33 protein-coding genes and 1 riboswitch are annotated in these 26,368 nt (G+C 31.3%); of the genes, 6 read left to right on the forward strand and 27 right to left on the reverse strand.

From position 1 onward, the window contains the following. Nucleotides 1–57: 57 nt before the first annotated feature. The 5 genes from ACMGE6_RS11975 to ACMGE6_RS11995 all read right to left on the reverse strand — a co-directional run bounded on the left by ACMGE6_RS11975 (nucleotide 58) and on the right by ACMGE6_RS11995 (nucleotide 2,573). Entirely contained in the window at nucleotides 58–552 is a 495-nt protein-coding gene (locus tag ACMGE6_RS11975; RefSeq protein WP_414053938.1) for a DUF805 domain-containing protein, read from the reverse strand. Between the two features lie 12 nt (nucleotides 553–564). Further along, complete coding sequence (locus ACMGE6_RS11980) at nucleotides 565–966, reverse strand: hypothetical protein (RefSeq protein ID WP_414053939.1); 402 nt, start codon at nucleotides 964–966, stop codon at nucleotides 565–567. A 120-nt stretch (nucleotides 967–1,086) separates the two neighbouring features. Further along, nucleotides 1,087–1,467 (reverse strand): HIT family protein, encoded by a 381-nt coding sequence (locus ACMGE6_RS11985; protein ID WP_414053940.1) that lies wholly within the window; start codon nucleotides 1,465–1,467, stop codon nucleotides 1,087–1,089. A 143-nt stretch (nucleotides 1,468–1,610) separates the two neighbouring features. After that, entirely contained in the window at nucleotides 1,611–2,027 is a 417-nt protein-coding gene (locus ACMGE6_RS11990) for a GNAT family N-acetyltransferase (protein WP_414053941.1), read from the reverse strand. Between the two features lie 60 nt (nucleotides 2,028–2,087). Beyond that, the gene (locus ACMGE6_RS11995; RefSeq protein WP_414053942.1) at nucleotides 2,088–2,573 is read right to left on the reverse strand and encodes a GNAT family N-acetyltransferase; all 486 of its coding nucleotides are present in this window, start codon (nucleotides 2,571–2,573) and stop codon (nucleotides 2,088–2,090) included. Between the two features lie 130 nt (nucleotides 2,574–2,703). Here ACMGE6_RS11995 and ACMGE6_RS12000 point away from each other — a divergent pair, with 130 nt between their 5' ends. Then, entirely contained in the window at nucleotides 2,704–2,901 is a 198-nt protein-coding gene (locus ACMGE6_RS12000; protein WP_414053943.1) for a DUF6366 family protein, read from the forward strand. Here the strand turns inward: ACMGE6_RS12000 and ACMGE6_RS12005 are convergent. From ACMGE6_RS12005 to ACMGE6_RS12015, 3 genes are read right to left on the reverse strand one after another with little or no spacing between them, the layout of a single operon-like run. Continuing rightward, nucleotides 2,898–3,713 carry a hypothetical protein gene (locus ACMGE6_RS12005; protein WP_414053944.1) on the reverse strand — a complete coding sequence of 272 codons (816 nt, stop codon included), beginning with the start codon at nucleotides 3,711–3,713 and terminating at the stop codon, nucleotides 2,898–2,900. The two genes, ACMGE6_RS12000 and ACMGE6_RS12005, sit on opposite strands and share 4 nt — an antisense overlap. Nucleotides 3,714–3,715: 2 nt before the next feature. After that, nucleotides 3,716–4,228, reverse strand: a complete 513-nt coding sequence (locus ACMGE6_RS12010; RefSeq protein ID WP_414053945.1) for a GNAT family N-acetyltransferase — start codon at nucleotides 4,226–4,228, stop codon at nucleotides 3,716–3,718. 10 nt (nucleotides 4,229–4,238) lie between these two features. After that, nucleotides 4,239–5,633, reverse strand: a complete 1,395-nt coding sequence (locus ACMGE6_RS12015) for a PLP-dependent aminotransferase family protein (RefSeq protein ID WP_414053946.1) — start codon at nucleotides 5,631–5,633, stop codon at nucleotides 4,239–4,241. Nucleotides 5,634–5,755: 122 nt separating this feature from the next. Here ACMGE6_RS12015 and ACMGE6_RS12020 point away from each other — a divergent pair, with 122 nt between their 5' ends. From ACMGE6_RS12020 to ACMGE6_RS12035, 4 genes are all read left to right on the forward strand, one after another. Continuing rightward, complete coding sequence (locus ACMGE6_RS12020) at nucleotides 5,756–6,370, forward strand: LysE/ArgO family amino acid transporter (protein ID WP_414053947.1); 615 nt, start codon at nucleotides 5,756–5,758, stop codon at nucleotides 6,368–6,370. A 322-nt stretch (nucleotides 6,371–6,692) separates the two neighbouring features. After that, a complete protein-coding gene (locus tag ACMGE6_RS12025; RefSeq protein ID WP_414053948.1) occupies nucleotides 6,693–6,968 on the forward strand; it encodes a hypothetical protein in 276 nt (91 codons plus the stop codon). 4 nt (nucleotides 6,969–6,972) lie between these two features. After that, nucleotides 6,973–7,263: a DUF3784 domain-containing protein gene (locus tag ACMGE6_RS12030; protein ID WP_414053949.1), complete on the forward strand. Its 291-nt coding sequence runs from the start codon at nucleotides 6,973–6,975 to the stop codon at nucleotides 7,261–7,263. 75 nt (nucleotides 7,264–7,338) lie between these two features. Next, nucleotides 7,339–8,517, forward strand: a complete 1,179-nt coding sequence (locus ACMGE6_RS12035; RefSeq protein WP_414053950.1) for an MFS transporter — start codon at nucleotides 7,339–7,341, stop codon at nucleotides 8,515–8,517. Nucleotides 8,518–8,972: 455 nt separating this feature from the next. Here ACMGE6_RS12035 and ACMGE6_RS12040 read toward each other — a convergent pair whose 3' ends face one another. Then, entirely contained in the window at nucleotides 8,973–9,812 is an 840-nt protein-coding gene (locus ACMGE6_RS12040) for a hypothetical protein (protein WP_414053951.1), read from the reverse strand. Nucleotides 9,813–9,905: 93 nt separating this feature from the next. On the opposite strand from ACMGE6_RS12040, the gene ACMGE6_RS12045 reads away from it, so the two are divergent. Continuing rightward, nucleotides 9,906–10,877 carry a LacI family DNA-binding transcriptional regulator gene (locus ACMGE6_RS12045; RefSeq protein WP_414053952.1) on the forward strand — a complete coding sequence of 324 codons (972 nt, stop codon included), beginning with the start codon at nucleotides 9,906–9,908 and terminating at the stop codon, nucleotides 10,875–10,877. Between the two features lie 186 nt (nucleotides 10,878–11,063). Here ACMGE6_RS12045 and ACMGE6_RS12050 read toward each other — a convergent pair whose 3' ends face one another. From ACMGE6_RS12050 to ACMGE6_RS12135, 18 genes are all read right to left on the reverse strand, one after another. Further along, a complete protein-coding gene (locus ACMGE6_RS12050) occupies nucleotides 11,064–11,624 on the reverse strand; it encodes a TIGR00730 family Rossman fold protein (RefSeq protein WP_414053953.1) in 561 nt (186 codons plus the stop codon). Nucleotides 11,625–11,634: 10 nt separating this feature from the next. Next, nucleotides 11,635–12,018, reverse strand: coding sequence for an NUDIX hydrolase (locus tag ACMGE6_RS12055; RefSeq protein WP_414047953.1), 384 nt, complete (start codon nucleotides 12,016–12,018; stop codon nucleotides 11,635–11,637). A gap of 345 nt (nucleotides 12,019–12,363) precedes the next feature. Then, nucleotides 12,364–13,272, reverse strand: coding sequence for a permease (locus ACMGE6_RS12060; RefSeq protein WP_414047952.1), 909 nt, complete (start codon nucleotides 13,270–13,272; stop codon nucleotides 12,364–12,366). Continuing rightward, nucleotides 13,269–13,718: a MarR family winged helix-turn-helix transcriptional regulator gene (locus ACMGE6_RS12065; RefSeq protein ID WP_414053954.1), complete on the reverse strand. Its 450-nt coding sequence runs from the start codon at nucleotides 13,716–13,718 to the stop codon at nucleotides 13,269–13,271. The genes ACMGE6_RS12060 and ACMGE6_RS12065 overlap by 4 nt, the downstream gene beginning before the upstream one ends. 102 nt (nucleotides 13,719–13,820) lie before the next feature. Continuing rightward, the gene (locus ACMGE6_RS12070) at nucleotides 13,821–14,285 is read right to left on the reverse strand and encodes an NUDIX hydrolase (protein WP_414053955.1); all 465 of its coding nucleotides are present in this window, start codon (nucleotides 14,283–14,285) and stop codon (nucleotides 13,821–13,823) included. A gap of 7 nt (nucleotides 14,286–14,292) precedes the next feature. Further along, the gene (locus ACMGE6_RS12075) at nucleotides 14,293–14,787 is read right to left on the reverse strand and encodes a GNAT family N-acetyltransferase (RefSeq protein ID WP_414053956.1); all 495 of its coding nucleotides are present in this window, start codon (nucleotides 14,785–14,787) and stop codon (nucleotides 14,293–14,295) included. Then, the gene (locus tag ACMGE6_RS12080; protein WP_414053957.1) at nucleotides 14,784–15,665 is read right to left on the reverse strand and encodes an alpha/beta fold hydrolase; all 882 of its coding nucleotides are present in this window, start codon (nucleotides 15,663–15,665) and stop codon (nucleotides 14,784–14,786) included. Before ACMGE6_RS12080 ends, ACMGE6_RS12075 begins: the two co-directional genes overlap by 4 nt. Nucleotides 15,666–15,669: 4 nt before the next feature. Then, nucleotides 15,670–15,948, reverse strand: a complete 279-nt coding sequence (locus tag ACMGE6_RS12085) for a GNAT family N-acetyltransferase (RefSeq protein ID WP_414053958.1) — start codon at nucleotides 15,946–15,948, stop codon at nucleotides 15,670–15,672. Between the two features lie 17 nt (nucleotides 15,949–15,965). Further along, the gene (locus ACMGE6_RS12090; protein WP_414053959.1) at nucleotides 15,966–16,220 is read right to left on the reverse strand and encodes a hypothetical protein; all 255 of its coding nucleotides are present in this window, start codon (nucleotides 16,218–16,220) and stop codon (nucleotides 15,966–15,968) included. 211 nt (nucleotides 16,221–16,431) lie between these two features. Beyond that, entirely contained in the window at nucleotides 16,432–16,854 is a 423-nt protein-coding gene (locus tag ACMGE6_RS12095; protein WP_414053960.1) for a GNAT family N-acetyltransferase, read from the reverse strand. Between the two features lie 105 nt (nucleotides 16,855–16,959). Continuing rightward, nucleotides 16,960–17,988 (reverse strand): S66 family peptidase, encoded by a 1,029-nt coding sequence (locus ACMGE6_RS12100; RefSeq protein WP_414053961.1) that lies wholly within the window; start codon nucleotides 17,986–17,988, stop codon nucleotides 16,960–16,962. Between the two features lie 111 nt (nucleotides 17,989–18,099). Further along, nucleotides 18,100–18,834 (reverse strand): MerR family transcriptional regulator, encoded by a 735-nt coding sequence (locus ACMGE6_RS12105; RefSeq protein WP_414053962.1) that lies wholly within the window; start codon nucleotides 18,832–18,834, stop codon nucleotides 18,100–18,102. A 77-nt stretch (nucleotides 18,835–18,911) separates the two neighbouring features. Then, on the reverse strand, nucleotides 18,912–19,589 hold the full coding sequence (gene tenA / locus ACMGE6_RS12110; protein WP_414053963.1) for a thiaminase II: 678 nt from the start codon (nucleotides 19,587–19,589) through the stop codon (nucleotides 18,912–18,914). Between the two features lie 36 nt (nucleotides 19,590–19,625). Further along, a riboswitch (TPP riboswitch) is annotated at nucleotides 19,626–19,720 on the reverse strand. 70 nt (nucleotides 19,721–19,790) lie between these two features. Then, nucleotides 19,791–20,093, reverse strand: coding sequence for a hypothetical protein (locus ACMGE6_RS12115; protein ID WP_414046708.1), 303 nt, complete (start codon nucleotides 20,091–20,093; stop codon nucleotides 19,791–19,793). A 156-nt stretch (nucleotides 20,094–20,249) separates the two neighbouring features. Continuing rightward, nucleotides 20,250–22,655, reverse strand: a complete 2,406-nt coding sequence (locus ACMGE6_RS12120) for a glycogen/starch/alpha-glucan phosphorylase (protein ID WP_414053964.1) — start codon at nucleotides 22,653–22,655, stop codon at nucleotides 20,250–20,252. 10 nt (nucleotides 22,656–22,665) lie between these two features. Beyond that, nucleotides 22,666–24,066 (reverse strand): glycogen synthase, encoded by a 1,401-nt coding sequence (locus ACMGE6_RS12125; RefSeq protein WP_414053965.1) that lies wholly within the window; start codon nucleotides 24,064–24,066, stop codon nucleotides 22,666–22,668. A 20-nt stretch (nucleotides 24,067–24,086) separates the two neighbouring features. Continuing rightward, a complete protein-coding gene (gene glgD, locus ACMGE6_RS12130; RefSeq protein WP_414047939.1) occupies nucleotides 24,087–25,190 on the reverse strand; it encodes a glucose-1-phosphate adenylyltransferase subunit GlgD in 1,104 nt (367 codons plus the stop codon). After that, the gene (locus tag ACMGE6_RS12135; RefSeq protein WP_414047938.1) at nucleotides 25,190–26,338 is read right to left on the reverse strand and encodes a glucose-1-phosphate adenylyltransferase; all 1,149 of its coding nucleotides are present in this window, start codon (nucleotides 26,336–26,338) and stop codon (nucleotides 25,190–25,192) included. The genes glgD and ACMGE6_RS12135 overlap by 1 nt, the downstream gene beginning before the upstream one ends. Nucleotides 26,339–26,368 lie beyond the last annotated feature (30 nt).

Consider the following 26,368-nt stretch of genomic DNA (forward strand, 5'->3'; position numbering starts at 1 on the left):
TATAAATTATTAATTTTTTAATGACACTATAATTACAATTAACTTATAGCTGAATTTTTATCTATTTAACGGATCTTCCCCGTATTTATTAGGACCTTTTGTACCGTCTTTTAATAACGTTAATATAAAAACAATTACAATAATAATTAACACTACTGGCACTACTTTTGTCATTACTCCTTCAGTGTTCACTCCTATGTGACTTAAAACTAATGCTCCAATAACCATTATCATAGCTAGACAACCCGGTATAATTGCAAAGATGCCAGGTAGATTGATATCATGAAATCTTCGTACTGTTACACTAAGTATTGCGAACGAAAAAATAAATCCTAAGGTCTTATCAACTATATTTGATGCACTCAAGTTTTTGTCAGGATCAATCCCTAACAAAACATCAATCTGATTTGCCAGCGCTATCACAAGAAGTACTATAACAACATTCACTATCATCGGAAACCAATATTCCTTGCGACTGGCTCGACCTGAAAAATCAATCGAATTACGCCAGAAGTTGATATAGGCTTCTTTGAAAGAAATATGATTTATCATCTAATCCTCCTTCTATTTTGTGTATAAGCCTTTATTACGCGTCTTATAAATAACTTTCATTACGACATATGTTATCGAATGGAATATAGTAAAGACAACGGTTGAAAATAAAAGAAATAAATTCACACCTAGTGGCATTAAGGCATAGATATCATGTCTAGCATCTACAGTGACTGGTGCAATATAACTGATACCTAAACTTATCAGGTAACTCACTATGATACTGATTAAGATAAATACAAAACTTAAGTTTTTCTTAATAAAAATCGTATTCATAATAACTGCAAATATAAACATCGGTAAATAAACTACCAAACTCCCTTGAACTATCTCTGCCCATGCATCGAAAAATGCAAATGGTATTAAATAGAACAACATAAACCAATAATTCTGTAATTTAAATTCATTATTCATAAATCTCATCCTTTCACCTTTTACACTCTCAATTTACCATCAAATTGAGACAATGAGTTAAATTATCGATACTTTTAAGGTAACTTTAAGGTAAAAAAATAAGCATAGCGATTGCTATGCTTATGAAAGTAATGATAAAAATAAATCAAAATCAAATGTAATTTGTTCTGTTACTTTCTTACTCCAAAACTCATCTTCTTTATATCTTGGAATAATATGCTCATGAAAGTGTGTGCCATTATCCATTACACTACCGTTATTTCGAATAAGAGTAACACCATAAATATTCATTTCATTCTCCAATATTTCAATCATCTTTCTTTCAAGATTAATTAAATCAAATGCAACTTCATCCGGTAAATCTATATAATTCATATAATGACGCTTTGATATCAAGAGCATATGTCCTTCCTGTTCAGGATCAATATCAAAGACAACTTTGAAATGTTCGGTTTCATAAATAATTTGTTCTTTCTTAATTCCATCGCAAAATATGCACATACCTTTTACCTCATTATGAATAAAATAGTGATGTTTTTATTTTCTATCACTTTTAAATTTTTACACTAATTAATCAATATAATTTTACCAAATACTTTAATTAAGTTGTATGATAATTCCGGAAATTTCATTCAAAGTAAATACTATCTGGTTAAATCGTTTAAAAAAATACATTGATATCGAATAACACCAGGATATTTTTCTCCTAATGAAATTATTTTAAACCCTTGTTTTCTGTAAAAGTTAACTGCTTCATCGTCCGTTTCTGCAATAATTTTTTTAAAGTCTCTTTTGATATAATCTATTAACTGTTTACCATAACCTTCTTTTTGACATTTCATATCAACAGCAATACTCGTTATTTCGCATATTTCATCATTTTCACGAATAGTAATAATTCCAAGAAATTTATTATTTTTTTCAATTGTATAACAAACCTCATTGTTATTTTGAATAGCATTTATCAGTGCAACATTGGCTTTACTTGGATTTATGGCTAAGGCTATCAAATTAATTAGCTGCTGATTAACCAACGTAATATCATTAATTTCTCTTATCATGAAACACCTCATTATATTCTATTATTATAAGCATACAAAAAAAGACACCTTTCGGCATCTTTAAATATCTTTATAATAAAATCTATTGTCTACTGGTACCAACGGAAAGTCACTTGGTAATTCTTCTTTCGGAATCAAGTTGAAACCATTCTTTCTATAGAAATGCTGTGCCGCTTCAAATTTATCAATCGTCCCAAGATAAATTGATTTAATACCATCGTCATGTGCATGTTTTATGACATGATCAAGCATCCTTTTTCCGATTTTCATATTACGTATATTTTCATCAACATATACTCTCTTCAAAGCACTGTTGTTATCTTTCATTCTTATTAAAGCAATTGTGCCAACGACCTTACCTTCATATAAAGCTAACCAAAACTGACCTCCTGTATTAATATAGGTGCCCATAATGTTCTTTAAATCCGGTTGATTGTTGTAAGTAACATTATCAATATCAAACTCATGAAGTTTAATATTAATGATAAACTCATTAACCTCTTGCTTAAATTCATCTGTGTATTTTACGATTTCGATATCTTTCATATGCGCCTCCTCTAAGTTAGTTGAAATATCTTAAAGTAAATAACTACCCGCAAGTATGAAAAATAAACAACGATTTCATTTTTCTGACAATTCAGTTATAATAAATGAAAATAATGATAGAGGTGATCTAATGAATAAATCTCCAGAAGAACAAAGAGATGCATTGCGTAATGATGAATTGAAAAATAATTCTATTGGTAACTTGAAAGCTCATTCACAGTATTCTGAGACTGGAAACTTAGCAAGTTCGATGAGTACTAAAGCCCTTGGATTATTAATACTTGCTTTAATCATATTTGGTTTCATAGGATGGTTAGTAGTTCATTAACAATCACTACACCCTCCGATAATTAAGGTCGTCATATTATACGTTTTCAATATGGCTTCGAATTCTTTTACGATAGATTCATATTGTTTATCATATTGCTCATTTCGAATATCTCTTAATATATTCGAAATGTGACTTTGGTCTAAAAATGTTTCGCCATATATAGAATAATTATTATGATGTTTACTTATTAAATAATCTATTAATGCAAAGTCTTCCTCATATATTTCTACATGCTCTATGACAGCATCATTTGCTTTCATAATTATATCAATCACTGGGCCTCTTGATTCAGTGTATTTGTCTTTAAAATACTTACGACTTTTATGTTCTGATATTGTAATTAAAAACTTACGTTCATGTTGATTTTCACAGAATCGATCTACAGCTTCAATTAATTTATCACCTATAACAAAAATAGAATGCCCAAACCACGGTATCCAAATCATGTGTTTGTCGTCGATATAATACAATACATCATCACTATTTGGGTAAGATGGAAGGTCAATATATAAATCTGGAGCATACTGAACTTCAAAACTTTCAGTATGATAACATAAAGTATATAATTTATGATTAGGAAATGAATCCATAATATTTTTTACAAAGTAAAAATTATAGACATCTAATGCTTCTTCTTCTCCTTGATTATAGTAATCATCGTTATTTTTGAATGTTACATCATAGCGTTTATTTGCTATACGGTTGATTTGATGAATACCCAAATATTTTATTCCGTAAGGTGAAACTTTTTTCAGGAATCGAGTAAATATTTGATGAGCTAAATCATCATCCAGTTCTATATGTTTCATTTTTATCCCCTATATTCTTGTTTTAAAATGCTATACATATAACTATCTCGATAGTTTCCACGTATAATTTTATCTTGGCGCATTAAACCTTCTCTTTGTAATCCAGATTTTTCTAGTACTCGGATTGAACCTGTATTTTGAATATCAGTCACTGCGTAAATACGATTAAGTCCTTGGTCTTGAAAACCATATCGTATTAAATATTGTGCTGCCTGCGTTGCAATGCCTTTGCCCCAGTAATCCGGATGAATCATATAGCCTATCTCACCCTTGTGATGTTTTTGATTCAAAGTAATCCTGCAAACCCCGATTAATTTTTGTGTATCCTTATCTTCAATCACGCGATAGTGCATTTTCTTCTGTTCACATAATGAAATCATTTGATTGATATATTGCTCTGTATCCTCTAAAGTTACAATAACCCATGACTGGTAACGTGATGTTTCATCTTTCGTCAATAAATCATAAATTGCTTCTATATCATCTAATTCTAATTGTCTGTAATGTATATCCATATATACTCCTTTAAGTAGTTATTTTATTAATAATATCTCTTAATTGTCGCAATGATGTTTCAATTAATCCCGAGTCAATATAAGCATACGATAATCGTATAGCTAATTTTTGTTTTTCATCATAAATTTCACCTGGATGAATTAATAATTTATTTTTAACACAAGTTTCAAACAAATCTCGCATATCTATTTTCTTCTTAAATTTTAACCATATATAAAATGAACCTTCGGGTTTATTCCAAGTCGCAATATCTGAAAAATATTTATCTAATGCTTCTAGCATTATGTTACTGCTTACTTTAAGCTTGCCTATTAACCGCTTAATATGATCATCATGATAATGTAGTAACCAGTTCGCAGCAACATACTGTGCGATTGAACTTGCTCCATAATCTGACTGCATCTTTAAATCTGCCAGATGTTTCACTACATTACGATTCGCGATAACCCAACCTATCCTCAGACCAGGACTTACTGTCTTCGATAAACTTCCAAGATATATCACATTATTACTTGATTGGTACGACTTCATTGGTAATGGTGGTACACCATCAAACCATAATTCACTATAAATATCATCTTCAATAATCGGTAATCCAATTAAATTACTTTCTTTAATCAGCCGTTCCATCATTTCTTGAGAATAAGTATGACCTGTGGGATTATGTAGAATTGGATTTAAGTATAATAAACTATTTGCTTGGTTATGACGTTCTATCATCAATTTTCTTTCTAATTGATGAATTTCAATTGGAATTAATGTCGCAGCGTTTGTTTTCCAAGTCTTAACTGAATTCATATATGAAGGTGATTCTATATATATTTTTGATGAGGGCAATAAGAAACCTTCAGCGATCAACTTCAATCCTTGTAATGCACCAGATGTGACACAAATTTCATCTACCTTACATTTTATTCCTCTTTTAATCACATGCTTTTGAATAGCTTGTCTTAACTGTATATTTCCAAGGGGTGCTTCATAATTAGATCTAAATGGAGGTTCTGATTCATCTTTCATAATATCTTGAAATTGTTTAACCGGGATTAAATCTGGAGATAACTCACCTGTCCCTAATCGTACAATTTCTTCATCAAATTCGAGTTCATTAATGCGTTTTATATAATATTGATTTTGCTTTTCTATATGTGGATGAATACGTTCCTTCCATTTTGTATGATTATGAACCATAACATTAAGTGTATCACTTACGAATATCCCTTTTTTCTCGATAGTTGTTAATATACCAATCGATTTAAGTTCATTGAGTGCTTCAACTATCGTTGAACGATTAACATTGAAACGATCAGCTAAGGCTCGTTGAGATGGCAATTTATCTCCAACTTCAAATAATCCATTATTGATTTCATCAATGATTACATTGATAATTTTATCCTTCTTATTCATCTCATCACCTCTGGTTGGTACGAAAAAATTAATCTGGTTGGTTAATTCAATATTATTCTACTTTATAATCAAAGTAAAATAACAATAATCCGAATTTATTGGTTGGATGGAGAGGAGTTATTATGATTCAAGCGATGTTACATGGCATCCTACTAGCAGTAGGTCTAATATTACCTTTAGGTGCTCAAAATGTGTTTGTATTCAATCAAGGTGCAAATCATAAAAGTATGAAAAAGACATTACCCGTCATTATTACCGCAGCATTATGCGATACGCTTTTAATTTTGATGGCAGTACTTGGTGTTACTTTATTTTTAAATACATTTCCTGAATTGAAGCTAGTCATTTATACCATAGGATTATTTTTCTTATTATATATGGCTTATTCAATATGGCATGAGCAACCAAATAAAGATAAAGAAGCAGAAGCAATGTCACCCAAAAAACAAATTGGCTTTGCAATGAGTGTTTCATTACTTAATCCACACGCAATTATGGATACTATTGGCGTTATTGGCACAAGTGCTTCAACGTATACAGGTGAATTGAAAATCGCCTTTACACTCGCATGTATTACTGTATCCTGGTGCTGGTTTATAGGACTTGCTTACTTCGGAAAAATAGTTGGAGCTATGGATGAAGAAGGAAAGTTTATAATAATATTAAATAAGATTTCATCAATAATAATCATTGTGGTTGCTTGTATTATATTGAAGAATATCATTATTACCTTCTGATTCATACTTTATTTGTAAATGTTGTATAATAGAAGTAAGAGGTGGAAATAATGAAATTAAAATGGATGAGTATTATTTGTACAACAATTAGTCTTCTATCATTCGTATTATCTTTTTTTGTTCCTTACGATATGATGGATGATTTTAATAGCCAAGAATTTTTTATCCAATTATTTTTGATCATAGGGTTAATTGGATTTTTATGTGCATTGATCTCGAAAACATCTAAAAAGACGTTACTAATACTTTATTCAGCTATACCATTATTACTTTATATAGCATTACTAATATTAGCATTCGCTATATCCGGGTGGTAAAATATATGAAAAGAAGAACCATTTCAAACATATTTATATTATTAATCGTAGCGTATTTTATCTGGTTAATATCTAGACCCGAGTTTTACATTAGTGATATATCAATGCATGGTAAAAATCCAATAACAATTTCATGGCATTATTTCACTATAGACACAGATGTTTTGGGTGCAAATAACAAAGAAGATGATTACCAAATATCCTTATATCCATTTTATGTACTGCTACTACTATCATTTATTATTCGTTTCATACCAATAAATAAAAAACACAAGGAGTAAAGATATGTTAGTAATTACTGTATTGTTTGCCCTCGTTGGAATATATATGTTAACCGGTCGTGGAGGCTTCTTAATTGCAGGATATAACTTTTTGCCTAAAGAAGAAAAAGCAAAGTATAATGAAAAACGGTTATGCCAGTTTGTAGGATTGTTAATGTTACTTATGTCAATATTTGTAGTTATTATGGAATATAACTTACTCCCGGAATACATCACAATTATCTTATTTCTAACAACGACATTATCTGCTGTAATTTTTATGAATGTCTCGAATGTATTTAAGATCCGACAATAATTAACTGCCCAAACCGGCAGTTTTTTTATTTCTTATGATATAATGATTTAAAAATTTTTAAGAGGGAGGTTATATATGAAACGATTCTCACCTATTATTATAACGCTGCTTGTAGCAACATTCATCACAAGGTTCAGTATGTTTATGGTCATGCCTTTCTTATCGATTTATTTAATCAATACATATCACTATTCCGGGCTTCAAATTGGTATTATATTATCAGTCGCAGGCATTGTCGCAATCATATTAAGTATGACTTCAGGGAGTATCATCGACCGCTTCAATAAACGCTATGTCATCTATTTCGGCCTTATGATTGGTATATTAAGTTATCTTGCTTTCCCTATGATTCACACGTTTTCTGGCTTTATTTTATTCTCGATTACATCAACCATAAGTAATACTCTAGTTGAACCTACATATCGCGTGCTTATCGCAGAGTTTACAGCTGACGCAGATAAGAAACTAATCTTTAATATAAGATACTATTTAATCAATGTCGCAGCTGCTATCGGACCATATTTATCAAGTCAGATTCAATGGGTTGGGATTAATAACTTATTTTATATCGTAGTCGCTGCACTTTTCATCAACCTTTTATTATTTATCAATATCTTCAATAAGAATGATTTAAATCTTAAAACGAATCAAACAGTGAATAACATTCCATTTTTCAATATGATGTATATTTTTAAACAGGATAAGGCATTCCTATATTTGGTGATCGGAAACATATTTATCGTATTCGGCTATACGCAAATGATGTCATCACTAAGTATATATTTAAGTAAAATCTACCCATATCAAACTGCAATTCATCATTATGCCATACTCACACTCGTCAATTCAATTGCTGTGATTACACTCCAGTACTTTGTTTATAAAATTGGGAAACATATTAAAACCAGTACATCCATCATTATTGGGGCGATATTATTACCACTTGGATTGATCTTAGTCGGGATATCACCAGGTTTGCTCAATTTATGTATTGCTATGTTTATATTAACTGTTGGTGAAATCTTTGTATTTACAATGTGGGATTTAAGAATAGATGAACTATCGCCAAAAGCATTGAAAGGTTCGTACTATGCATTAACAGGCCTTACTGGAATTTCTCGAATTATCGCCCCACTTGTTGGAGGATTACTCATCGATACAATTTCAAATGGCTTCTTAATTTGGGGAGTACTTGGTGCGATTACTTATATATCTGTATTTTTCTTTATCAAAAGTGGTAAGCAAAGTAGATAACTTTGCTTATTTTTTTGTATGCAAATCATTCAATCGTTGATAGACGTACTGACAAATAAAATAGTTAAGTTTATAGTGATGGCTAGCCCTAGGGGATGATGCCTTTGATTTTGTTTATTAAGTGTTGCTGCTGGAAAGGACTACATGAATGATTTTGAGTTATTGAGTATAATGTTGATGATTTTTGCCATCATTATACCGCTCATTATTAGAATAATTGACAAAGACAAAAAAATAACCACTCATAAGCTGGACATAGCTGAGTAGTTATTGATCTATAAAATAACAAAGGCTGGTCACCGTATAAACGGATCTACTGGAGGAGTGTTGGCAGCACTCCTTTATGCATTTACATTTTACAATGGATGATATTTAAATGCAAAAAATTAGCGAGATTATTTATCAGATTAATACTCAAAAAGCATTATTTAATTTCAATTTAGCCTGCAATCTATTTATAGAACTTTTATTAATTCTTGTATATTAATATACTTCGCCAATTCTATAGATTTTATATATATATTAAAAGTATTAAAATTTGAACTCAATTGATTAGCTGATATAGGTCTGACAAATTCTTCATCACCACTAATAACAGAAATTATATTTCGATTACTAATATACTCAATTGCGCCATTTTTACCTTTAATTTCAATATTTATTAGGTCATTTTCATTAATGTCATTAATGATTTCACAATTAAAAAATAATAGTTGATTTCCCACCCATTTAACATTAGTGATATTTGAATAGGAATATTTTGTTATCGTTTCAACTTTCACTACATTATCGAAGAACCAATAATATATTGAATTTATGTCTATTATTGCATTATTGATATTCTCTAAATTAGCTATATATTGAATAGATACTTCTTCAACATTACCTATAATATCATCATTTAATAATAACCTTATTTCGTTTAGAATCCTCTTTTTTTTCATCATAAAATATGTATAGACTTTGTTTGGGTAACTTTTCTCTATATTTTCTAATAAACTTAATTCATTATTTTGTAATGGTATCATTGATTCAATTATTATTTCCAATTGATAACTCGCGCATTTAATAAAATTACTTAAAGAACAACATTCATTTGATATAAAAATCATATCTATTTCATTAAGTAAAGCATGTATATCATCATATTTTTTGAATCTGATTTCATCCTTATGTGACTCATAAGGATGATTCATTTCAGAATAATAACCTATAAAATCGTCATGATTAATTTTTAACATTTTATCGATAAATTGTTTATCCTTTATTAAATTACCTAGTAATCCCACTTTCATACTATATCCCTCCAACATAAAAATTTGATATGATAGTTTTATGCTACACTCCGGGAACATTCCCAGGTCAATCAAAATTTCGGAGGAAATTCTGTGAATATACTTGATGTTGCTAAAGCATGTAATGTTTCGAAATCAACTGTTTCTAGAGTAATAAATAATCAACCACATGTTAGTGAAACCACAAGAAAGAAAGTAATGGATTATATCAATAAGCATCATTATGTACCAAACAATATTGCAAACTATTTCAGAAACAAGACTACTAAATCAATTGCCATATCAATTCCAAATATTAATCATCCATTCTTCTCAAAATTATCATCGATCTTGTCATCAAACTTAAATCTATATGGTTATAAAACTTATATTCACCAAACTTTTTCTAATAAAAATAGTGAATTGGAAATTTTGAATTCATTAAAAACAAATGAAATTGATGCTGTAATTTTATGCTCCAAAGAAAATGAAAACAATATTATTGAAGAATATTCTAACAATGGTTTAATTATTGTTTGTAATGATGCATTTAAGAGTGAAAACATTGCTACTTTTCATTTTGATGAAGAAAATGTGGGTTATTTGGCAGGAAAATATTTATTAAATAGAAACAAGAAAAATCTTGGTATTTGCATTGATAATATTTCAAATGCAGCTCAACAAGCACGTCTAAAGGGCTTTAAGAAAGCTTTATATGAACGTGATATTGAACTTGAAGAAAGATATATTTTTACGGATGCTTATAGCATAAAGGATGGTCTAAAAATAGGAAACCATATAGTGAAATTTCATAAACAATTAGATGGATTATATACTGGAAATGATTATGTTTCTGCTGGTATTCAAAGTATTTTAGGTCAAGATATAGATATTATTGGTACTGATAATCAGTCTATTTGTTTAGTTACATCTCCACGCCTTGATAGTATTATAATACCGATTGATCAAATGGCTAAAGATGCTGTAGAATTTATGGTAAATAAATTGAATGACAAATCACTTCCAACTATTCATAAGTTGTATCAAGGAATTATTATCGAAAATAAACCGAAGATAATACCTTAAAATTTTACAATATATTAACAAAAAAAGACAAAAAATAACCACTCATAAGCTTGACAGAGCTGAGTGGTTATTGAGTAAAAAAATAACATAGGCTAGTCACCGTATAAACGGATCTACTGGAGGAGTGTTACTGCATTCCTCTTTTCATTTACATTTTACTATGGATAACTTTGAAATAGAAAAATATTAATACTTTCTTATTTCTGCTGGTCTATAGTTTGTTATTACAGATTCTATTTGTTCAATTGAATCCACAAACGCTATTCTTTCTCTATCATCAGCAGTCAAGAACCCTTTATCAACCATATTATCAAAAAATCCAGCTAATAAATCGTAGTAACCACTTTTATTATAAAGAATACAAGGACGAACATTTTGTCCGATTCTTGACCAGGAAATTACTTCAGCGATTTCTTCTAAAGTACCTGGACCCCCCGGAAGCGCAACACAAACATCACCAAGAGACAAAATTTTATTTTTACGCTCACTCATATTATCTACAATAACAAGTTCAGTAAGTCCCGGATGTGAGATTTCTCTATCTGCAAGGAACTTTGGCATCACACCAATTACTTCTCCACCATTTTCTAATACAGTATTCGCGATCGTACCCATTAATCCAACATTACCACCACCATAGACAAGTGCGTGATTATTTTCTGCAATCCATTTTCCCAGTTCAATTGCGTTATCATTAAACACTGTTTCATTTCCTGTACTAGCACCACAATATACGATAATTTTCATTTAAATTCTCCTAATTCTTATTTAATTTTTGAATTAATACTTTTACTGCTGGAGCAATGTTTGTTGTATCATTCATATCTATGTATTGAACATCTGTTATTTCACTTGATTTCTCTATATGTCCAAGCCCTTCATATGTATAACATCTTAATTCTACTTCATTATCAGTATCAGGATAGGCCGGTCCTGCAATTGTATCTAGGTATGTAAGTTTACTTGCATCTAACTTAACTGATAGCTCTTCTTCCATCTCCCTAATTAATGACTCAATATCACTTTCACCCGCTTCGATTTTTCCCCCTGGTAAATAATATTTTTCATTTTGCCTTACTTTTACTAAAAGGATTCTATCCTCTTTAATTTCAACCAGATTTGCACAAACATATTTAATCAATGTAGTCACTCCTTAAGGTTTACTATTAATAATAATATCAAAATAAAATAACGTATTAAATGCCTAAATAATTTCATAATCGCTATCTAAAGAAGAATACATTCCCTTACACTAAGACATTATCAAAAGATGAATTCATTGCAAAATCTAAGTATACAGAAGTCTTGATGGAACAGATAAAAAAACATATCCTAAAGCAATAGAATGTTTTAGAATATGTTTTGGTTATATTATTTATTCTTTTTTTTCTTTACTTCTTTCTTCTCGTCCAAATTAATCACTTTCAGATTACAACACTCTTTTTTATTTTTCTCAAACAAATTTTTAATTTTCATTTTATCCCTCCTATTTAAAATTCATTATTAAAAATAAATAACCTGAAAAAGTAGCCATTAAAAATACAGAAAATACAAATGCAATAACTAAACTATTATGAAAAATACTCTTTAACATAATAACTTCTGGTAAGCTTGCACCTGCCCCACCTATTAGTAGAGCCATCATAGGCGATAATGGGAATCCACCAGCAAGCAAAGCGTTTGTTAAAGGTAACATTGTAGATAATCTAATGTATAAAGGTACACCAATAATCGCGGCTATCGGTATAATAATCCATTGATTATAATCTCCTAATGAGGTTAATAGTGTTGTCGGTACCGCTTCTTTTATTATGGCACCAATAAAAGCGCCAATTAGAATATACACAACGACGGATTTCATTAAAAGAAAAGTTTCTTTGAATGATACTTTAATATTTAATATTATATTCTTACTTCTATTACTATCTGTTTCCAAATTTACACCATATACTACTACATTTTTAACATAACGAGCAAATCCGAGTTTATCGAGAACATAACCGATCACCATAGAAAAAACGAAAGTAACCAAACCATAAACTAAAGTAATTTTTAACCCATAAATATAATACATTAATCCTAGTATCCATGGATCTAATAATGGTGATGAAAATAAATAAGTCATTACGATTTGAAATGGAATTTTTCTATTAATCATTGTAACTAGTAAAGGAATAGTTGAGCACGAACAAAATGGTGTAATGAATCCTAATAACGCACCTGCAAAATTTCCTATTAATAGATTCTCAGTTGTCATCCATTTTTCTAACTTTTCAAAAGGAATATACGGCTCTAAAAAACTTACAAGTAACGAAATTAAAAAGAATAATATTAATAAATTTTTACTGAGTGAAAAAAATTCAAATAATATTTTTAGTATTATAGCGTCGTTCATTTACATTTACCACTGGCACAATTATTTACTTCATCTAAAGCATTATCCAATTTATTGAGATAATAAAACAAATGTTCAATTTCTGTTTCATCAAAATTTTTCAGCACATTTATAGCATTTTTATCCATGTCCTTTGTAATATCATCTACATTAATTTGACCTTTTTCTGTTAATTGAATTGATATTGCTCTTCTATCATTTGCTTCAGTAATTCTTGAAACATATTCTTTTTCTACTAATGATTGTACAGCCCGACTTACACTTGCTTTATCAGATGCTAATTGTTTTGAAAGGTCATTTAAAGATAATCCATTATTTTCTCCCAATTCAATAAGAATATGACTTTGTAATATAGGTAGACCACAACAACTTGCACCTTCTTTTTCTAATACTACAAATGAGCGACTTAATGATCTAGTTAACTTTCTAAATTCTTTAATCTTCATATTATTACCTCCTGAAACTAGTATAAAGCATATAATTGATATTATCAACTATATGCTTTATCAACAAAAAAAGAAATCTTTTCAAAGATAAGACTCCTATATTTAATATATTTTTATTCCTTCTATAAAATTGGTCCAATCACAAACAAATGCTTTATGTGGTGGGTTAATTTCTATATTTATTATTTCCTCACGAGATACAAATCTTAATTTTTTAGACTCTTTAGAAATCGTTAATTCACCATCAAAATGTTTAGTATAAAACACAATTGTTACTGAATAAACTTCATCACCATTAGGATACGTCACGATGTAATCCTCACCAGAATAAATACCAAACAAATCTACATCTTTTGGAATTAACCCTGTCTCTTCTGTCACTTCTCTTATTGCAGCATCTTTTACCTTTTCTCCGATTTCAATCAATCCACCAGGTATTCCCCATAGTCCATTGTCTGCTCTTTGTTCTAACAGAATCTTTTCATCTTGTTCAACAATCACACCTGCACCAATTACAATTAAACAATCATGCCCGACATGTTGTCTCATATTTTTTATATAGTTCATAATTCACCTACACCAATTTACTCATATAGTATTCATCATAATATTTCTCATTTATTTTAAGCGATTTTCGCTTTGTACCTTCGATTTCAAATCCACTTTTTTGATACAATCTAACGCCCGCTTCATTCTTGCTTACAACCGTTAATTCTAATCTTGTAATCCCAATAGTTTTAGCCCACTTTTCAACTGCTTCAAACAGCTGAGTTCCAACACCTTGTCCTCTAGCGTCCTCATGAACACCTATAACTAGATATGCAGTATGCATATTACGTAACGACGTATTGCCTATCGCAATGAGATAACCACATAATGTGCCATTATCAGCAACAAAAATATTGCTGTTATCTTGTTTACTAAAATGTTCAATCATTTTCAATTGTTTCTCAACACTATTATTACGCTCACCCGGTTCCATTAACATAAACTTAGAAGTCGATTCAACATGGTCTCTTAAATTCATTAATTGTTCGGCGTCTTTATTTGTCGCTTTTCTTATGATCATTTTGAACCTCCCAAAAAGTGTTTAATCGTTTTTACAAACAATGTTGTTTCCTCAATATCCGGAAAATGAGCACTTTCTTTAAAGTATTCCACTTGGCAATTTTTTAACTTTGATTGTATTAATTCTGTTGTTGCTATACCAGTATTCTTATCAAATATTCCAGTAACGATTAACGTAGGAATATCGAGAAATGTGATTTGTTCAAGTAGATTTTCACTATTTAATGATTTCACAATTTCATTATAGAATATCCCATCATTAACTAATCCACTTTCTTCCCACAACTTACGATTTAGAATAGCATAATTAGGTTTATGAAATAGCAGTTGATCTATTTCTTCAACACTAGCAATTGACCAGGCATACTCTATACATTGATAGATATCGTGGTTTTGTAAGTAATCATTCAGTAACTTTCTATTACCGTCATTAAATACTGATAAGAAACCAGAAAGTTGAACTAAATTACTGATGGATAATGTAATTAATGACGGAGACTCTAATATTATTTTATGAATATGTTGTGGATGTGTCACAGCATATCGTAATGCCAATTCACCTCCAAATGAATAACCAAGTATATAAAACTGATCAATCTCTAGTTCAATTCTTAACGCCTCTAAATCATTAACTAATTGATTAATATGAATAGTACTAATATCATCAACATTGCCACTTCTACCACAATGACGTTGTTCATAATATATAACAGGTATTGTTTTCTCTAGTTCTAGACCAGAAGTACGCTCAAATGTATAATGATTTCCACCTGGACCACCATGAACGATAATTAAAGGGATTTGATTTTTATAATCTCCAATAAGTTTTACCCAATGATTACATTGATTGATATTTATGATATGTTCACCTTGTAACATATTATCACCTCTTTACGTCCTCCCACTCACTTCTCAGCATCCCCATTTTAATCGCATCATAATACTTACCATCAATTATTCTCGCATCACGAATTCTTGCTTCTTCAATCATTCCAATTTTTTCTGCCAATTTCATCATACGAATATTCCCTGACCATGTTGAAATCCCAATACGATGTAAATCACTATTACTGAAGATATAATCAATCCACTGCTTGAATGCAGAGGAACCATAACCTCCACTCCAATAATCAGGATTATATATGCATATCCCAATTTCCATCCAATTCGTTTCAGAACTCACCCAATTAGCATGTATGTTCCTAGAAATTGTCCTTCGTGAATGATATACATTGATCTCGGAATACCTTGATAGAGATATTCAATTTTAATTGGCTTGCTTACGTATTCCTCCTTCGATAATTCCGTCGTTGGTCTTGCATAATACGGTCCATTCCACTTTGCTGATTCTTGTACTTCATCTTCAAATAACCAATAATATAAATCAGCAATAAATTCTTTATTTGGTAAAATGATAGATACTTTATTAGACATAATGACCTCCAGATTTCAAATAACTTTTTATGAATATTTCATCTTCTGGATACATCCAATCTATATCATCGTATTCAGATATAGTTATCCATTTTATTTCTCCATTTTTAATTCATCCATTGTCATCACCCATATATTAAAGTAATAAGTTAGCGAATAATTTTAGTTTTTTATTTACGATTGTTCATTGGCCAATTAAATTAAATATCAACTAAACGTTATTCTGTATATCCACTTCCAAGTGTGGTTTATGATACACTGCCATTGCTGTTGTTAATTTTTTAAATCCCAACTTTTTATAGAACGCTTCATTCCCAGTTGTTGCGAACAAATGGATACAAGATAATGATTCAAATTGCTCTAATAATTGTTGCACGAGATTTTTAGCAATCCCTTGTCCTTGGTAATTTGGATGAACTACGACGTCATAAATCGCAGCATTAAATACTCCATCCGATAGTGCCCTGGCAAATCCGACAACTTGATTACTATGTTTAGCGATAACTATATGCGAACTATTTTCATATATTGTTCTAACTTTTTCTATATCATGTCCCATCCATCCAACACTTTCATAAACTTTAACCATCTGTTCAAAATCTTGTTCTTGCAAAGTTATTATGTAACTAATCATAACTATAGTAACCACCTACATCAGTTTTAGTATTATCTTAACTCATTTTCCAACTTTTCTAAATAGTCTTTTAATTATGTCAAAAAAATAACCAGCTTTCGCTGGTTACTCTACTGCATTTTCTAAAATTGTAAATCTCTTTTGATCTACATCAATTTCTGCTTGTACACCATAGGGCAAGATGCATTTGGGTTCATTATGTCCAAAACTTGCATTGTATAGTACCGGTAAATCGTTTCTTCCCACTTCTTTTAGTATCTTCTGATGAACTGCTTTTATCTCATCATAGTACACTCCGTCTTGTGGTCTTCCAATAATTAACCCATTGATACGGTCATATATCCCCATAACAGCAAATTTACGTAAATACTGCTCAAGTACACTCGGTGCTGTATGTTGTTCAGAGGTTTCAAGAAATAATATCGCCCCGTTAAATGCATCTATTTCAGGAAAATACTGAGTACCTGTTAGTAGCATTAATGTTTCAATACATCCTCCAATTAAGTGACCCTGACCCTGTCCTGTGCCATGGATGACTTCATATCCCTCATTAAGATTTTTCTCACGTTCAAAATCTTTTGCTATTTCATCCCAAAGCAGTCCAAACTTTCTGATGTACTGAGAAGTTTTTATTTCTCCTATTTCCCCTTCATTAAACAGCACATTCAATATTTGATTCACTGTATAGTCATCCATCTCTATGTTCTCAGCAAAGTCTGTGAGTAGTGCTGGTCCATAAAATGTGGTAATCCCTTGTTGATAAAAGTACAAATGTTGTACCGTAGTATCTGAATACCCCATAAATATTTTCGGATTATTTCTAAATGCTTCTATATTAATATACGGCATAATCCTAACTGATTCCGTTCCACCGATTGCACATATGATGGCTTTGACATCTGGATCGAGTATTGCCTGATTAAAGTCTTCTGCACGCATTTGTGGATGATGATATAAATAGTCTGAGCCTTTAAGGGCATTTGGCATAACTTTCACTTTAAGTCCAAATACTTCTTCAAGTCTTTCTATTCCTTGTTTCGTTCTCCAGATGAAATCATCATCTCCTGCCATCCCACTTGATAATGAAACAATAGCAACTGTGTCACCTTTTTTTATCTTTATTGGTTTTATCATTTACGTCACCTTGCTTAGTTATTTATTAAACTTATTGTATATTAAATAACTAAACTTTAAAAGGTTGAGTAATTTATTTGACTTACGATTAATTAATTTATCTTTTGTATTTTATGATTTTATTGTCGCATAGTGTTTCATCGCTGCACTCATAAATTCTGCTAAATTTTCACCGTACTGATTAATATTTTCTTTAAATCGTTCATCCATTGTATACATGTCACCTAATCCATAAAATTCATCTAGTGAATAGTTACCAAAGTTATGATTCAAGAAGTGATAAAATTTATTCGTTTGTTCTAATACTAAAACCTCTTCAACTGCTTTATCTTTCAATGCATTAAATTCTTCAAACATTTGTACCCAATCTGCGCTTAATTGTTCTTTTTCCGAATCCTTTAATTGATTTAATTTGTTATTCGTTGCATCAACCGCTTGATCTCCAAATTTCTCTCTTGCTTCTTGTTCGTATTGATTATCGTTAAAGTTAAATCCTTTAAATTTCTCTTCATTTGTCATTTTAATTCCTTCTTTCTTACTGTGTATCGTTTGATTAATCAGTTGAATCATTGTATCAATTTGCTTTTGCTTAAGCAGCAATTTCTGTCTATGTGCCATAAGTTTATCTATATCACTCTTATTTTCTTGTAGTGTTTCTTTAATTTCTTTTAATGGCATATCAATAGCACGGTAAAATAATATTAACTGTAAACGATCTAAATCCGCTTCAGAATAGCGTCTATATCCGTTTTCATCTTTATTGGGTACGAGTAGTCCGATTTCATCATAATGGTGTAGTGTTCTAATACTAATATTTGCAATCTGTGCAACTTTTTTTATTTTCATTTCTGCCTCCTTAAACACAATATAGTGTATAACGTTACGTTAGAGTCAAGAAAAAACTCAGGAATATTTTCCTGAGTTTAGAATGTTGGTATTGGCCATAGTTCTCTGTTTTCACACATATCCCAAAACATATATTCATAATAGCTTGTTTTCACAATGATTTCTTCAAGTTCCATGAGTTCTGATTCAGGTTTACCTTCAGTCAGTTGATTCATTAATCGAATCGCATCATTTGTAAGTGCCGTAAATTCTTCTCCTGAATAAGTTTCAACCCATTCATGATATGGATTTTGTTCAGAGAGTGCAAATGGTTCTTTCGCTAAGTGCTGTCCAATAAAATTATAGCTCCACGCACATGCGAGCAGACATGCAACGACATGTTCAGCTCCACCACTTTGTGCATGATTAAGCATATAACTTGTATAAGCAGTATTAACTGCAGAAGCTTGAGTATTTTCCAAAGTTTTTCCGTCTATGCCAAATTGCTTAGCAAACTTTCGATGTAAATCCATTTCCATGAACAATGTACCATGAAGTAAATTAGCAAAAGTCCCCATCGTCTCTAAATCACGGGCTTTCGCACTGCCAATTGCCATCAGCTTTGCATATTCAATTAAATAAACATAATCCTGCTTTAACCAGTGCTGAAACTTTTCATTATTTAATGAACCATCACCTAGTCCCTTTACAAATGGATGATTGAGGTAAGACGTCCAGATTGGTTGAACACGTTCAAATATACGGTCAGTAAACATTTTTTCCTCCTAAAAAACCTATCCACCAGGGGATAGGTTCTTAGTCAACCACTTCCCTTCGCTGGCATTAACCAACAGGTTCAAAGGGTTGGATCAACCTCTCAGCACATCGTGCACCCCTAGTGAATAAGATATATGAATTATAATTTAGTATAACAATAAAATTAACACATACTCAAATAAGTAAAGTGCTTTCTTAAATCAGCGTGCTTTAAGTCCATTAAATGCTTCAACAAAAGCTTTAGCTTCATTGCGATTCACTTGATCGAATAACCAGGCTTCACCATCTTTTTCCATGATTGAAATTCTAAAAGGAATAGTTGATATACCGCTCTTAATACTTTTAATGTTATTGATTAAAAATGTATCTTTTACTTCAGAACCCCTTAATGCACCTTGTGCCTCAAATGTGATGACATCATCATATAGTTTTAATGTGCCTGGAACTAAAGTAGAACGGTATAAAGACATCGATGCATTGACACTCATAATTAAGTTAGTCATATAAATTACTCCTTCCATTTATTAATATTATTTCAAATTATTCTTTTTTTAATACTCTTGAATCAAATTGAATGGTAGCACTTATCGCTTCTCATCACCTGTTATGATAGGTCGTAAAAAAACAACCAGCTGATTAGACTGGTTGTAATTTAGATATTATACTAACTTCCAAATATCAGTTGCATACTGATGGATAGTTCTATCACTTGAAAACTGTCCTGATTTTAGTATATTCATCAAACTCATTTGATTCCATTTCTTTTTATCCTGATAAGTCGCCATTGCAGTTAGATGAATATCAACATACGCATTAAAGTCTTTTAGTAAGAAATATGGATCATTATTTGTCAGTACATGATAGTATAAATCATTAAAGGCAAAGTCTCGTCCGAATTGTTCATTCTTAAGTGCATCCATTGCACCTCGAACACGCGCATCCGTCTGATAGATTGATTCCGCCTGATAACCACCATTTGTCTGAAAATTGATTACATCTTCAGAACTTAAACCGAAGATAAAGATGTTTTCTTTACCAACAAGTTCCGCAATTTCAACATTGGCTCCATCCATTGTTCCAAGTGTAACAGCACCATTCATCATCATCTTCATATTCCCTGTACCCGATGCTTCCATCGATGCAGTTGATATTTGTTCCGAAATCTCTGCTGCAGGCATAATGTCTTCAGCTAATGTTACGTTGTAGTTCTCTAAGAATACGACTTTAATTCTGTTATCCACGTCAGCATCATTATTAACAACTTGAGCTACTGCATGAATTAATTTAATAATTTCTTTTGCGATATGATAGCTTGGTGCTGCTTTAGCGCCAAAGATGAAAGTTCTAGGTTGAATTTTTAGTGATGGCTTACGTTTTATTTCGTTATAGAGATAAATAATGTGCAGTACATTTAATAACTGTCTTTTATATTCGTGTAATCGTTTAACCTGCACATCAAATACTGAATGCTCATCAACTTCTATACCTGTTTTTTGATAAATCACTTCTTTTAATATGCGCTTATTTTCTAATTTCACTTCAGCTAATTTATTAAGAAATGCATCATCGTTATAGTAGCGCATTAATTGTGTAAGTTCTTGTGGTGATTGATGCCATACGTCGCCAATTGCATCATTAATAAAATGCGTCAGTGCTGGATTTGCTGTCATGAGCCAACGTCTATGTGTAATCCCATTTGTTTTATTGTTAAACTTCTCAGGCTGAATGCGATAGAAATCATTAAATGTATGATCTTTAATTATTTCAGAATGCAGGGCTGCTACTCCATTTACTGAGAATGAACCTACAATCGCAAGCTTACTCATATGTACCACGTCATTACTAATTACTGCTAAGTCTGCAATTTTTTCTCTCATTTCTGGGTGTAATTCATGTACTTCACGACAGAATCTTTCATTAATTTCATTGATAATCATGAAAATTCTTGGATTTACTTTCTGAACCTGACTCACTGGCCACTTCTCTAGAGCTTCCTGCATAATTGTGTGATTAGTATATGCAAATGTTTGCGTTACAATTGACCATGCGTCGTCCCAACCTAACCCTTCTTCATCCATTAATATACGCATTAATTCAGGTATACCAAATGTTGGATGTGTATCATTAATCTGAATACAATGATATTCATGAAATTGAGTGATTGGAAGGTCATATTTTTCCTTAAATTGTTTAACTAAAGTTTGAATCGTTGATGAGACAAGGAAGTACTGTTGTTTTAATCGTAAGAAACGTCCTTCTTCAGTTGAATCATCTGGATATAAGAATCCTGAAATACGTTCTGTATTCTGCATATGTTCTAATCTATTTTTATAATCCCCATGATCAACGATATCTGATGGTAATTCAGCACTCCAAAGACGAAGGTTATTAACAACATCATTATTGTAACCTACTACACCTACATCGTAAGGTACTGCAAGAACAGTTTCCTGATTCTTATAATGAAACTTAAAGTTCCCTTGTGCATCTATTTCACTCGTTACTTCACCACCAAAGTTAACATACATAGCTTCATCAATTTTACGCGTTTCCCACGGATAAACTTCTTGCAACCAGTTATCTGGTAATTCAATTTGGTTACCATTCACTATACGTTGCTCGAATAACCCGTATCGATAACGAATGCCGAATCCATTGCCTAAGTATCCTAAACTCGCAATAGAATCTAAGAAACAAGCAGCAAGTCTTCCCAAACCTCCGTTACCAAGACCTGCATCATTTTCCTCGCTATAAACTTTTTTTGGATTGCGTCCTAAATCCGTTAATACTTCATTACAAACATCTAATAATCCTGCATTGAGTAAGTTACTTTCAATTAAACGACCAATTAAAAATTCCATTGATAGATAGTTGATCTGACGTTTCTTCTGCTTTATATTTGTTTTCTTCGTTTCAACATTCGCTTGGTTGATTTCATCTTTTAATATGGAACAAATCGCATAAAAAAGGTCAGTGTCAGTTGTATCTTCTAACGTTGTATTTCGCTTCTTCGTTAATTTCATCTCCAGGCGTTCACGGAATTCTGTTTTTGAATAAGTTTTCATTGAAGTCTCCTTAATAGATCTCTAGATATTTTTGTGCTGAGGCATTCCAACTATGATTTACTTTAGTAATATTTTTTATTAAAGATTTATATAAATCTTTATTTTGATATACAAATAAAGAAGCATTTAAGCGATCTAACAATTCATGTGCATTATAGTTAGCAAATGTCAGACCTGTTCCTTCATGCGTTACAAAGTTAAAAGGAATCACTGTATCTCTTAATCCACCAGTTTCACGTACGATTGGAATTGATTTATATTGTAATGCAATCAACTGACTTAATCCACACGGCTCAAATAAAGATGGCATAATAAAGAAATCACTTGCTGCATATATTTCGCGTGAAAAAGATTCATTAAATCCTAAATGGAGACTCACTTTTTCAGGATATTTATCACTCAAGTAATTAAAATACTGTTCATACTTGTAATCACCATTCCCTAGTATTACGATCTGAACATTTTGCTGAATAAATTCTTCTAATATTCTCATTACAAGATCTAGTCCTTTTTGTTCAACCATACGTGTAATAATGGCATACATCGGTACATCTTTATTCACAGGTAAACCAATCTTTTCTTGAAGTATTACTTTATTTTCCTGTTTTTTTGAAATTGAGCTTTTAAAGTTTACCGGAATAGCTGGATCTTTCATAGAATTGTAATCATCCACATCAATACCATTTACGATACCAAGCAAATCATGATGACGCATATTTAAAAGGTTTTCAAGTCCTTCTCCATAATAAGGTGTTTTAATTTCTTCTGCATAACTTGGTGAAACTGTTGTAATCTTATCTGCATGAAAAATTCCTGCTTTCAGAAGATTGAGCATTCCACCCCATTCAAAACCTGCAAAATGTGTACGATCTAAATTAAATACATCCTCAAAAGCATCATACATCAGCATACCTTGATACTTAATATTGTGTATCGTAAAGATCGTCTTAATATTTTGAACAGGTCGCTTAATGTTGCATATCGCAACCGCAGCACCTGCCTGCCAATCATGTCCATGAAGCACATCGGGTTTAAAATCACTACGGTAAATAAATTCAATGACTGCATTTGAAAAATAAACGAATCTTTCACAGTCGTCTTCATAACCATACAAACCGTCTCTACCAAAATATTGTAAATTATCAACGAAGTAATATTTGATTCCTTCTAATTGTAAAGATAATATGCGCGTATATTGAAATCTCCATCCTACAGGAGTCTGATATACCATTTCCTCTTCCAGCATATCTCTGTACTCTTTCTTTAAACTCGCATACATCGGTAGTATAACTCTAACTTCACACTGCTTAGTTTCAACTAAATATTTTGGAAGGCTACCAATAACATCTGCTAGACCTCCAGATTTAAAAAATGGTGTACATTCTGAAGCCACAAACAATACTTTTTTCATTATTATCGTCCAACTTTCTGTTAAATTGTTTGTCTTTTGGCAACTACAAATGGTTTATCTGCTGAACCAATTAACTTCTGATGTTCATTCACAGTAACGTCTTTATCTAAAATAACATTTTCTATATAGGCATCTTTGTGAATACAGCAATTTGTCATGATAATTGAATTTTTAATGACCGCACCAGGAGCAACTTCTACACCTCGATATAATATGCTGTTCTCAACATGTCCTTCAATCACACAACCATTAGCAACCGTTGAATTTTTAACCACACAACCATCTTTATATTTTGTAGGAGGCTGATTTGAGATTTTTGTTTTAATACGGTTTTCTTTCATAAATATTTTTTTATATTTATCAGGATCTAATATTGCAAGATTACATTTATAGAATGCCTTTAAAGAATTGATATACATTGTTGTTTCATTTAGATCAAAATATGAAACGTATAATTCATGCAAACGTTCCTGAATACCATGCAAAAAGAAGCTCTCTTTATAATTTTGTATGCAGAAATCCATAATTTCAAATAGTTTTTCTTTTTTGATGATATACGTTCCTGTATATATATGATGGTTGGCCTGATCATGATTTAAGAAGATCACTCGTTTGCCTTCAACATTTACTCGCAGTAATGGGTTATGCATTTCTTCTAACTGTTCTTTTTGTTCAGTAATTAATGTGACATCTGCATTGCTTTCGATATGATGCTTAAATGCTTCTTTAAAATCTGTATTTGCAATGAACTGAGAACCGGAAATAATTACATCTGTTGCTTTTGAACGAATAAAGAAATCACGGTTATTGTGAAAATGACGTAGGTCGCCTCGAGAAATATCAGATGGATCATGCCAATCTGGAGGTAAAACAAATAAACGAGATTTTCTATCATCTAATCCAAAATTATCACCATTCTCTAAATGGTCCATCAAAGAACGATATTTTTCATTTACAAATAAAGCTACTTCATTTGCCCCGCTGTTTACAATGTTCGAAATGCTAAAATCAACTAGACGATATCTCCCGGCAAAGGGCACACTTGCACCATTTCGAAAGTAAGTTAATTCCTCTAAAAAATCATGTTCATTTTCAATATTAATAAGTCCCATTAATGAGCGCATTATTTAATCCCCCCCGTGAATTCTTTTAAATTTTCCGGACCTACAACGATTGGTTCTTCTGCTTGTGTACCGTCAATAATCGTACCATCCGGAATATTTATTTTATTCATTATAATAGCTTTATTTATTTTACAGTTTTCACCTATCACAGTTTCCGGATGTATAATTGAATCTTTAATGTGTGTGTTTTTCCCAACAGTTACCTCGCTAAACAGCACAGAATGCTCTACTTCACCAAAAATAAATGATCCTGGACAAACAAGTGAATCAGTAATATTTGCCTCACTACCAATAAATTGTGGTGGAAGATTTGCTTCATGAGAAAACGTCGGCCATGATTTGCTGTTTAATAATTCAGATAAATCTTCTTCTAATAAATCCATATTGGCTTCCCAATATGATTGAATCGTTCCAACGTCTTTCCAGTAACCATCAAAACGATACGCATACAGTAATTTATTATCTGCAAGCATCTTAGGAATAATATCATTACCAAAATCGTGTTCTGATTGCGTATCTTTTTCATCTTCAATTAAATAATCACGTAGCACTTTCCAGTTGAAGATATAAATACCCATAGAAGCAAGGTTATTTTTAGGTTCAGCTGGTTTTTCATCAAATTCATATATTTTTAAATCATCTTCTGTATTAAGAATTCCGAATCTACTTGCCTCTTCAAATGGAACTTCTATTACTGAAATTGTGGCATCTGCATTTTTTTCTTTATGATGATTAAGCATTGCCTGATAATCCATTTGATAAATATGGTCACCAGATAAAATTAAAAGATATTCCGGATCATATTGATCAATAAAATGAATATTTTTAGTAATAGCATCAGCAGTGCCTTCGAACCATGAAGCACCTGTTTGATCAGCAAACGGTGCAAGCACAGTAACGCCACCGTCTTGTTTATCAAGGGACCATGGTTTACCCATACCAATATGACGGTTTAACATTAGTGGAGCATATTGAACAAGAACTCCAACCGTATGTATATTAGAATTAGACAAATTACTTAAAGTAAAATCAATAATTCTATACTTCCCGCCAAATGGTACTGCTGGTTTAGCTACTTTCTTCGTTAACTGTCCTAAACGCGTCCCTTTTCCCCCTGCTAATAACATACCAACAATTTCTTTAGACATATCTATAACCCCTATTCTTATTTTTAGATT

Source organism: Macrococcus equi, assembly GCF_047426745.1.
GTDB classification, from domain to species: domain Bacteria; phylum Bacillota; class Bacilli; order Staphylococcales; family Staphylococcaceae; genus Macrococcoides; species Macrococcoides equi.

Coding starts and splice junctions, on each gene's coding strand:
- ACMGE6_RS12050 (WP_414053953.1), bottom strand. CDS start 11,624: ATGAAAATTATCGTATATTGTGGTGCTAGTACAGGAAATGAAACAGTG.
- ACMGE6_RS12100 (WP_414053961.1), bottom strand. CDS start 17,988: ATGATAAAACCAATAAAGATAAAAAAAGGTGACACAGTTGCTATTGTT.
- ACMGE6_RS12020 (WP_414053947.1), top strand. CDS start 5,756: ATGATTCAAGCGATGTTACATGGCATCCTACTAGCAGTAGGTCTAATA.
- tenA (WP_414053963.1), bottom strand. CDS start 19,589: ATGTTTACTGACCGTATATTTGAACGTGTTCAACCAATCTGGACGTCT.
- ACMGE6_RS12015 (WP_414053946.1), bottom strand. CDS start 5,633: ATGAATAAGAAGGATAAAATTATCAATGTAATCATTGATGAAATCAAT.
- ACMGE6_RS11980 (WP_414053939.1), bottom strand. CDS start 966: ATGAATAATGAATTTAAATTACAGAATTATTGGTTTATGTTGTTCTAT.
- ACMGE6_RS12115 (WP_414046708.1), bottom strand. CDS start 20,093: ATGACTAACTTAATTATGAGTGTCAATGCATCGATGTCTTTATACCGT.
- ACMGE6_RS12120 (WP_414053964.1), bottom strand. CDS start 22,655: ATGAAAACTTATTCAAAAACAGAATTCCGTGAACGCCTGGAGATGAAA.
- ACMGE6_RS12070 (WP_414053955.1), bottom strand. CDS start 14,285: ATGAACTATATAAAAAATATGAGACAACATGTCGGGCATGATTGTTTA.
- ACMGE6_RS12035 (WP_414053950.1), top strand. CDS start 7,339: ATGAAACGATTCTCACCTATTATTATAACGCTGCTTGTAGCAACATTC.
- ACMGE6_RS12030 (WP_414053949.1), top strand. CDS start 6,973: ATGTTAGTAATTACTGTATTGTTTGCCCTCGTTGGAATATATATGTTA.
- ACMGE6_RS12090 (WP_414053959.1), bottom strand. CDS start 16,220: ATGTCTAATAAAGTATCTATCATTTTACCAAATAAAGAATTTATTGCT.
- ACMGE6_RS12000 (WP_414053943.1), top strand. CDS start 2,704: ATGAATAAATCTCCAGAAGAACAAAGAGATGCATTGCGTAATGATGAA.
- ACMGE6_RS12040 (WP_414053951.1), bottom strand. CDS start 9,812: ATGAAAGTGGGATTACTAGGTAATTTAATAAAGGATAAACAATTTATC.
- ACMGE6_RS12080 (WP_414053957.1), bottom strand. CDS start 15,665: ATGTTACAAGGTGAACATATCATAAATATCAATCAATGTAATCATTGG.
- ACMGE6_RS12010 (WP_414053945.1), bottom strand. CDS start 4,228: ATGGATATACATTACAGACAATTAGAATTAGATGATATAGAAGCAATT.
- ACMGE6_RS12065 (WP_414053954.1), bottom strand. CDS start 13,718: ATGAAGATTAAAGAATTTAGAAAGTTAACTAGATCATTAAGTCGCTCA.
- ACMGE6_RS12075 (WP_414053956.1), bottom strand. CDS start 14,787: ATGATCATAAGAAAAGCGACAAATAAAGACGCCGAACAATTAATGAAT.
- ACMGE6_RS12095 (WP_414053960.1), bottom strand. CDS start 16,854: ATGATTAGTTACATAATAACTTTGCAAGAACAAGATTTTGAACAGATG.
- ACMGE6_RS12085 (WP_414053958.1), bottom strand. CDS start 15,948: ATGGAAATTGGGATATGCATATATAATCCTGATTATTGGAGTGGAGGT.
- ACMGE6_RS11985 (WP_414053940.1), bottom strand. CDS start 1,467: ATGTGCATATTTTGCGATGGAATTAAGAAAGAACAAATTATTTATGAA.
- ACMGE6_RS12005 (WP_414053944.1), bottom strand. CDS start 3,713: ATGAAACATATAGAACTGGATGATGATTTAGCTCATCAAATATTTACT.
- ACMGE6_RS12135 (WP_414047938.1), bottom strand. CDS start 26,338: ATGTCTAAAGAAATTGTTGGTATGTTATTAGCAGGGGGAAAAGGGACG.
- ACMGE6_RS11990 (WP_414053941.1), bottom strand. CDS start 2,027: ATGATAAGAGAAATTAATGATATTACGTTGGTTAATCAGCAGCTAATT.
- ACMGE6_RS12060 (WP_414047952.1), bottom strand. CDS start 13,272: ATGAACGACGCTATAATACTAAAAATATTATTTGAATTTTTTTCACTC.
- ACMGE6_RS12025 (WP_414053948.1), top strand. CDS start 6,693: ATGAAAAGAAGAACCATTTCAAACATATTTATATTATTAATCGTAGCG.
- ACMGE6_RS11975 (WP_414053938.1), bottom strand. CDS start 552: ATGATAAATCATATTTCTTTCAAAGAAGCCTATATCAACTTCTGGCGT.
- ACMGE6_RS12105 (WP_414053962.1), bottom strand. CDS start 18,834: ATGAAAATAAAAAAAGTTGCACAGATTGCAAATATTAGTATTAGAACA.
- glgD (WP_414047939.1), bottom strand. CDS start 25,190: ATGCGCTCATTAATGGGACTTATTAATATTGAAAATGAACATGATTTT.
- ACMGE6_RS12125 (WP_414053965.1), bottom strand. CDS start 24,066: ATGAAAAAAGTATTGTTTGTGGCTTCAGAATGTACACCATTTTTTAAA.
- ACMGE6_RS11995 (WP_414053942.1), bottom strand. CDS start 2,573: ATGAAAGATATCGAAATCGTAAAATACACAGATGAATTTAAGCAAGAG.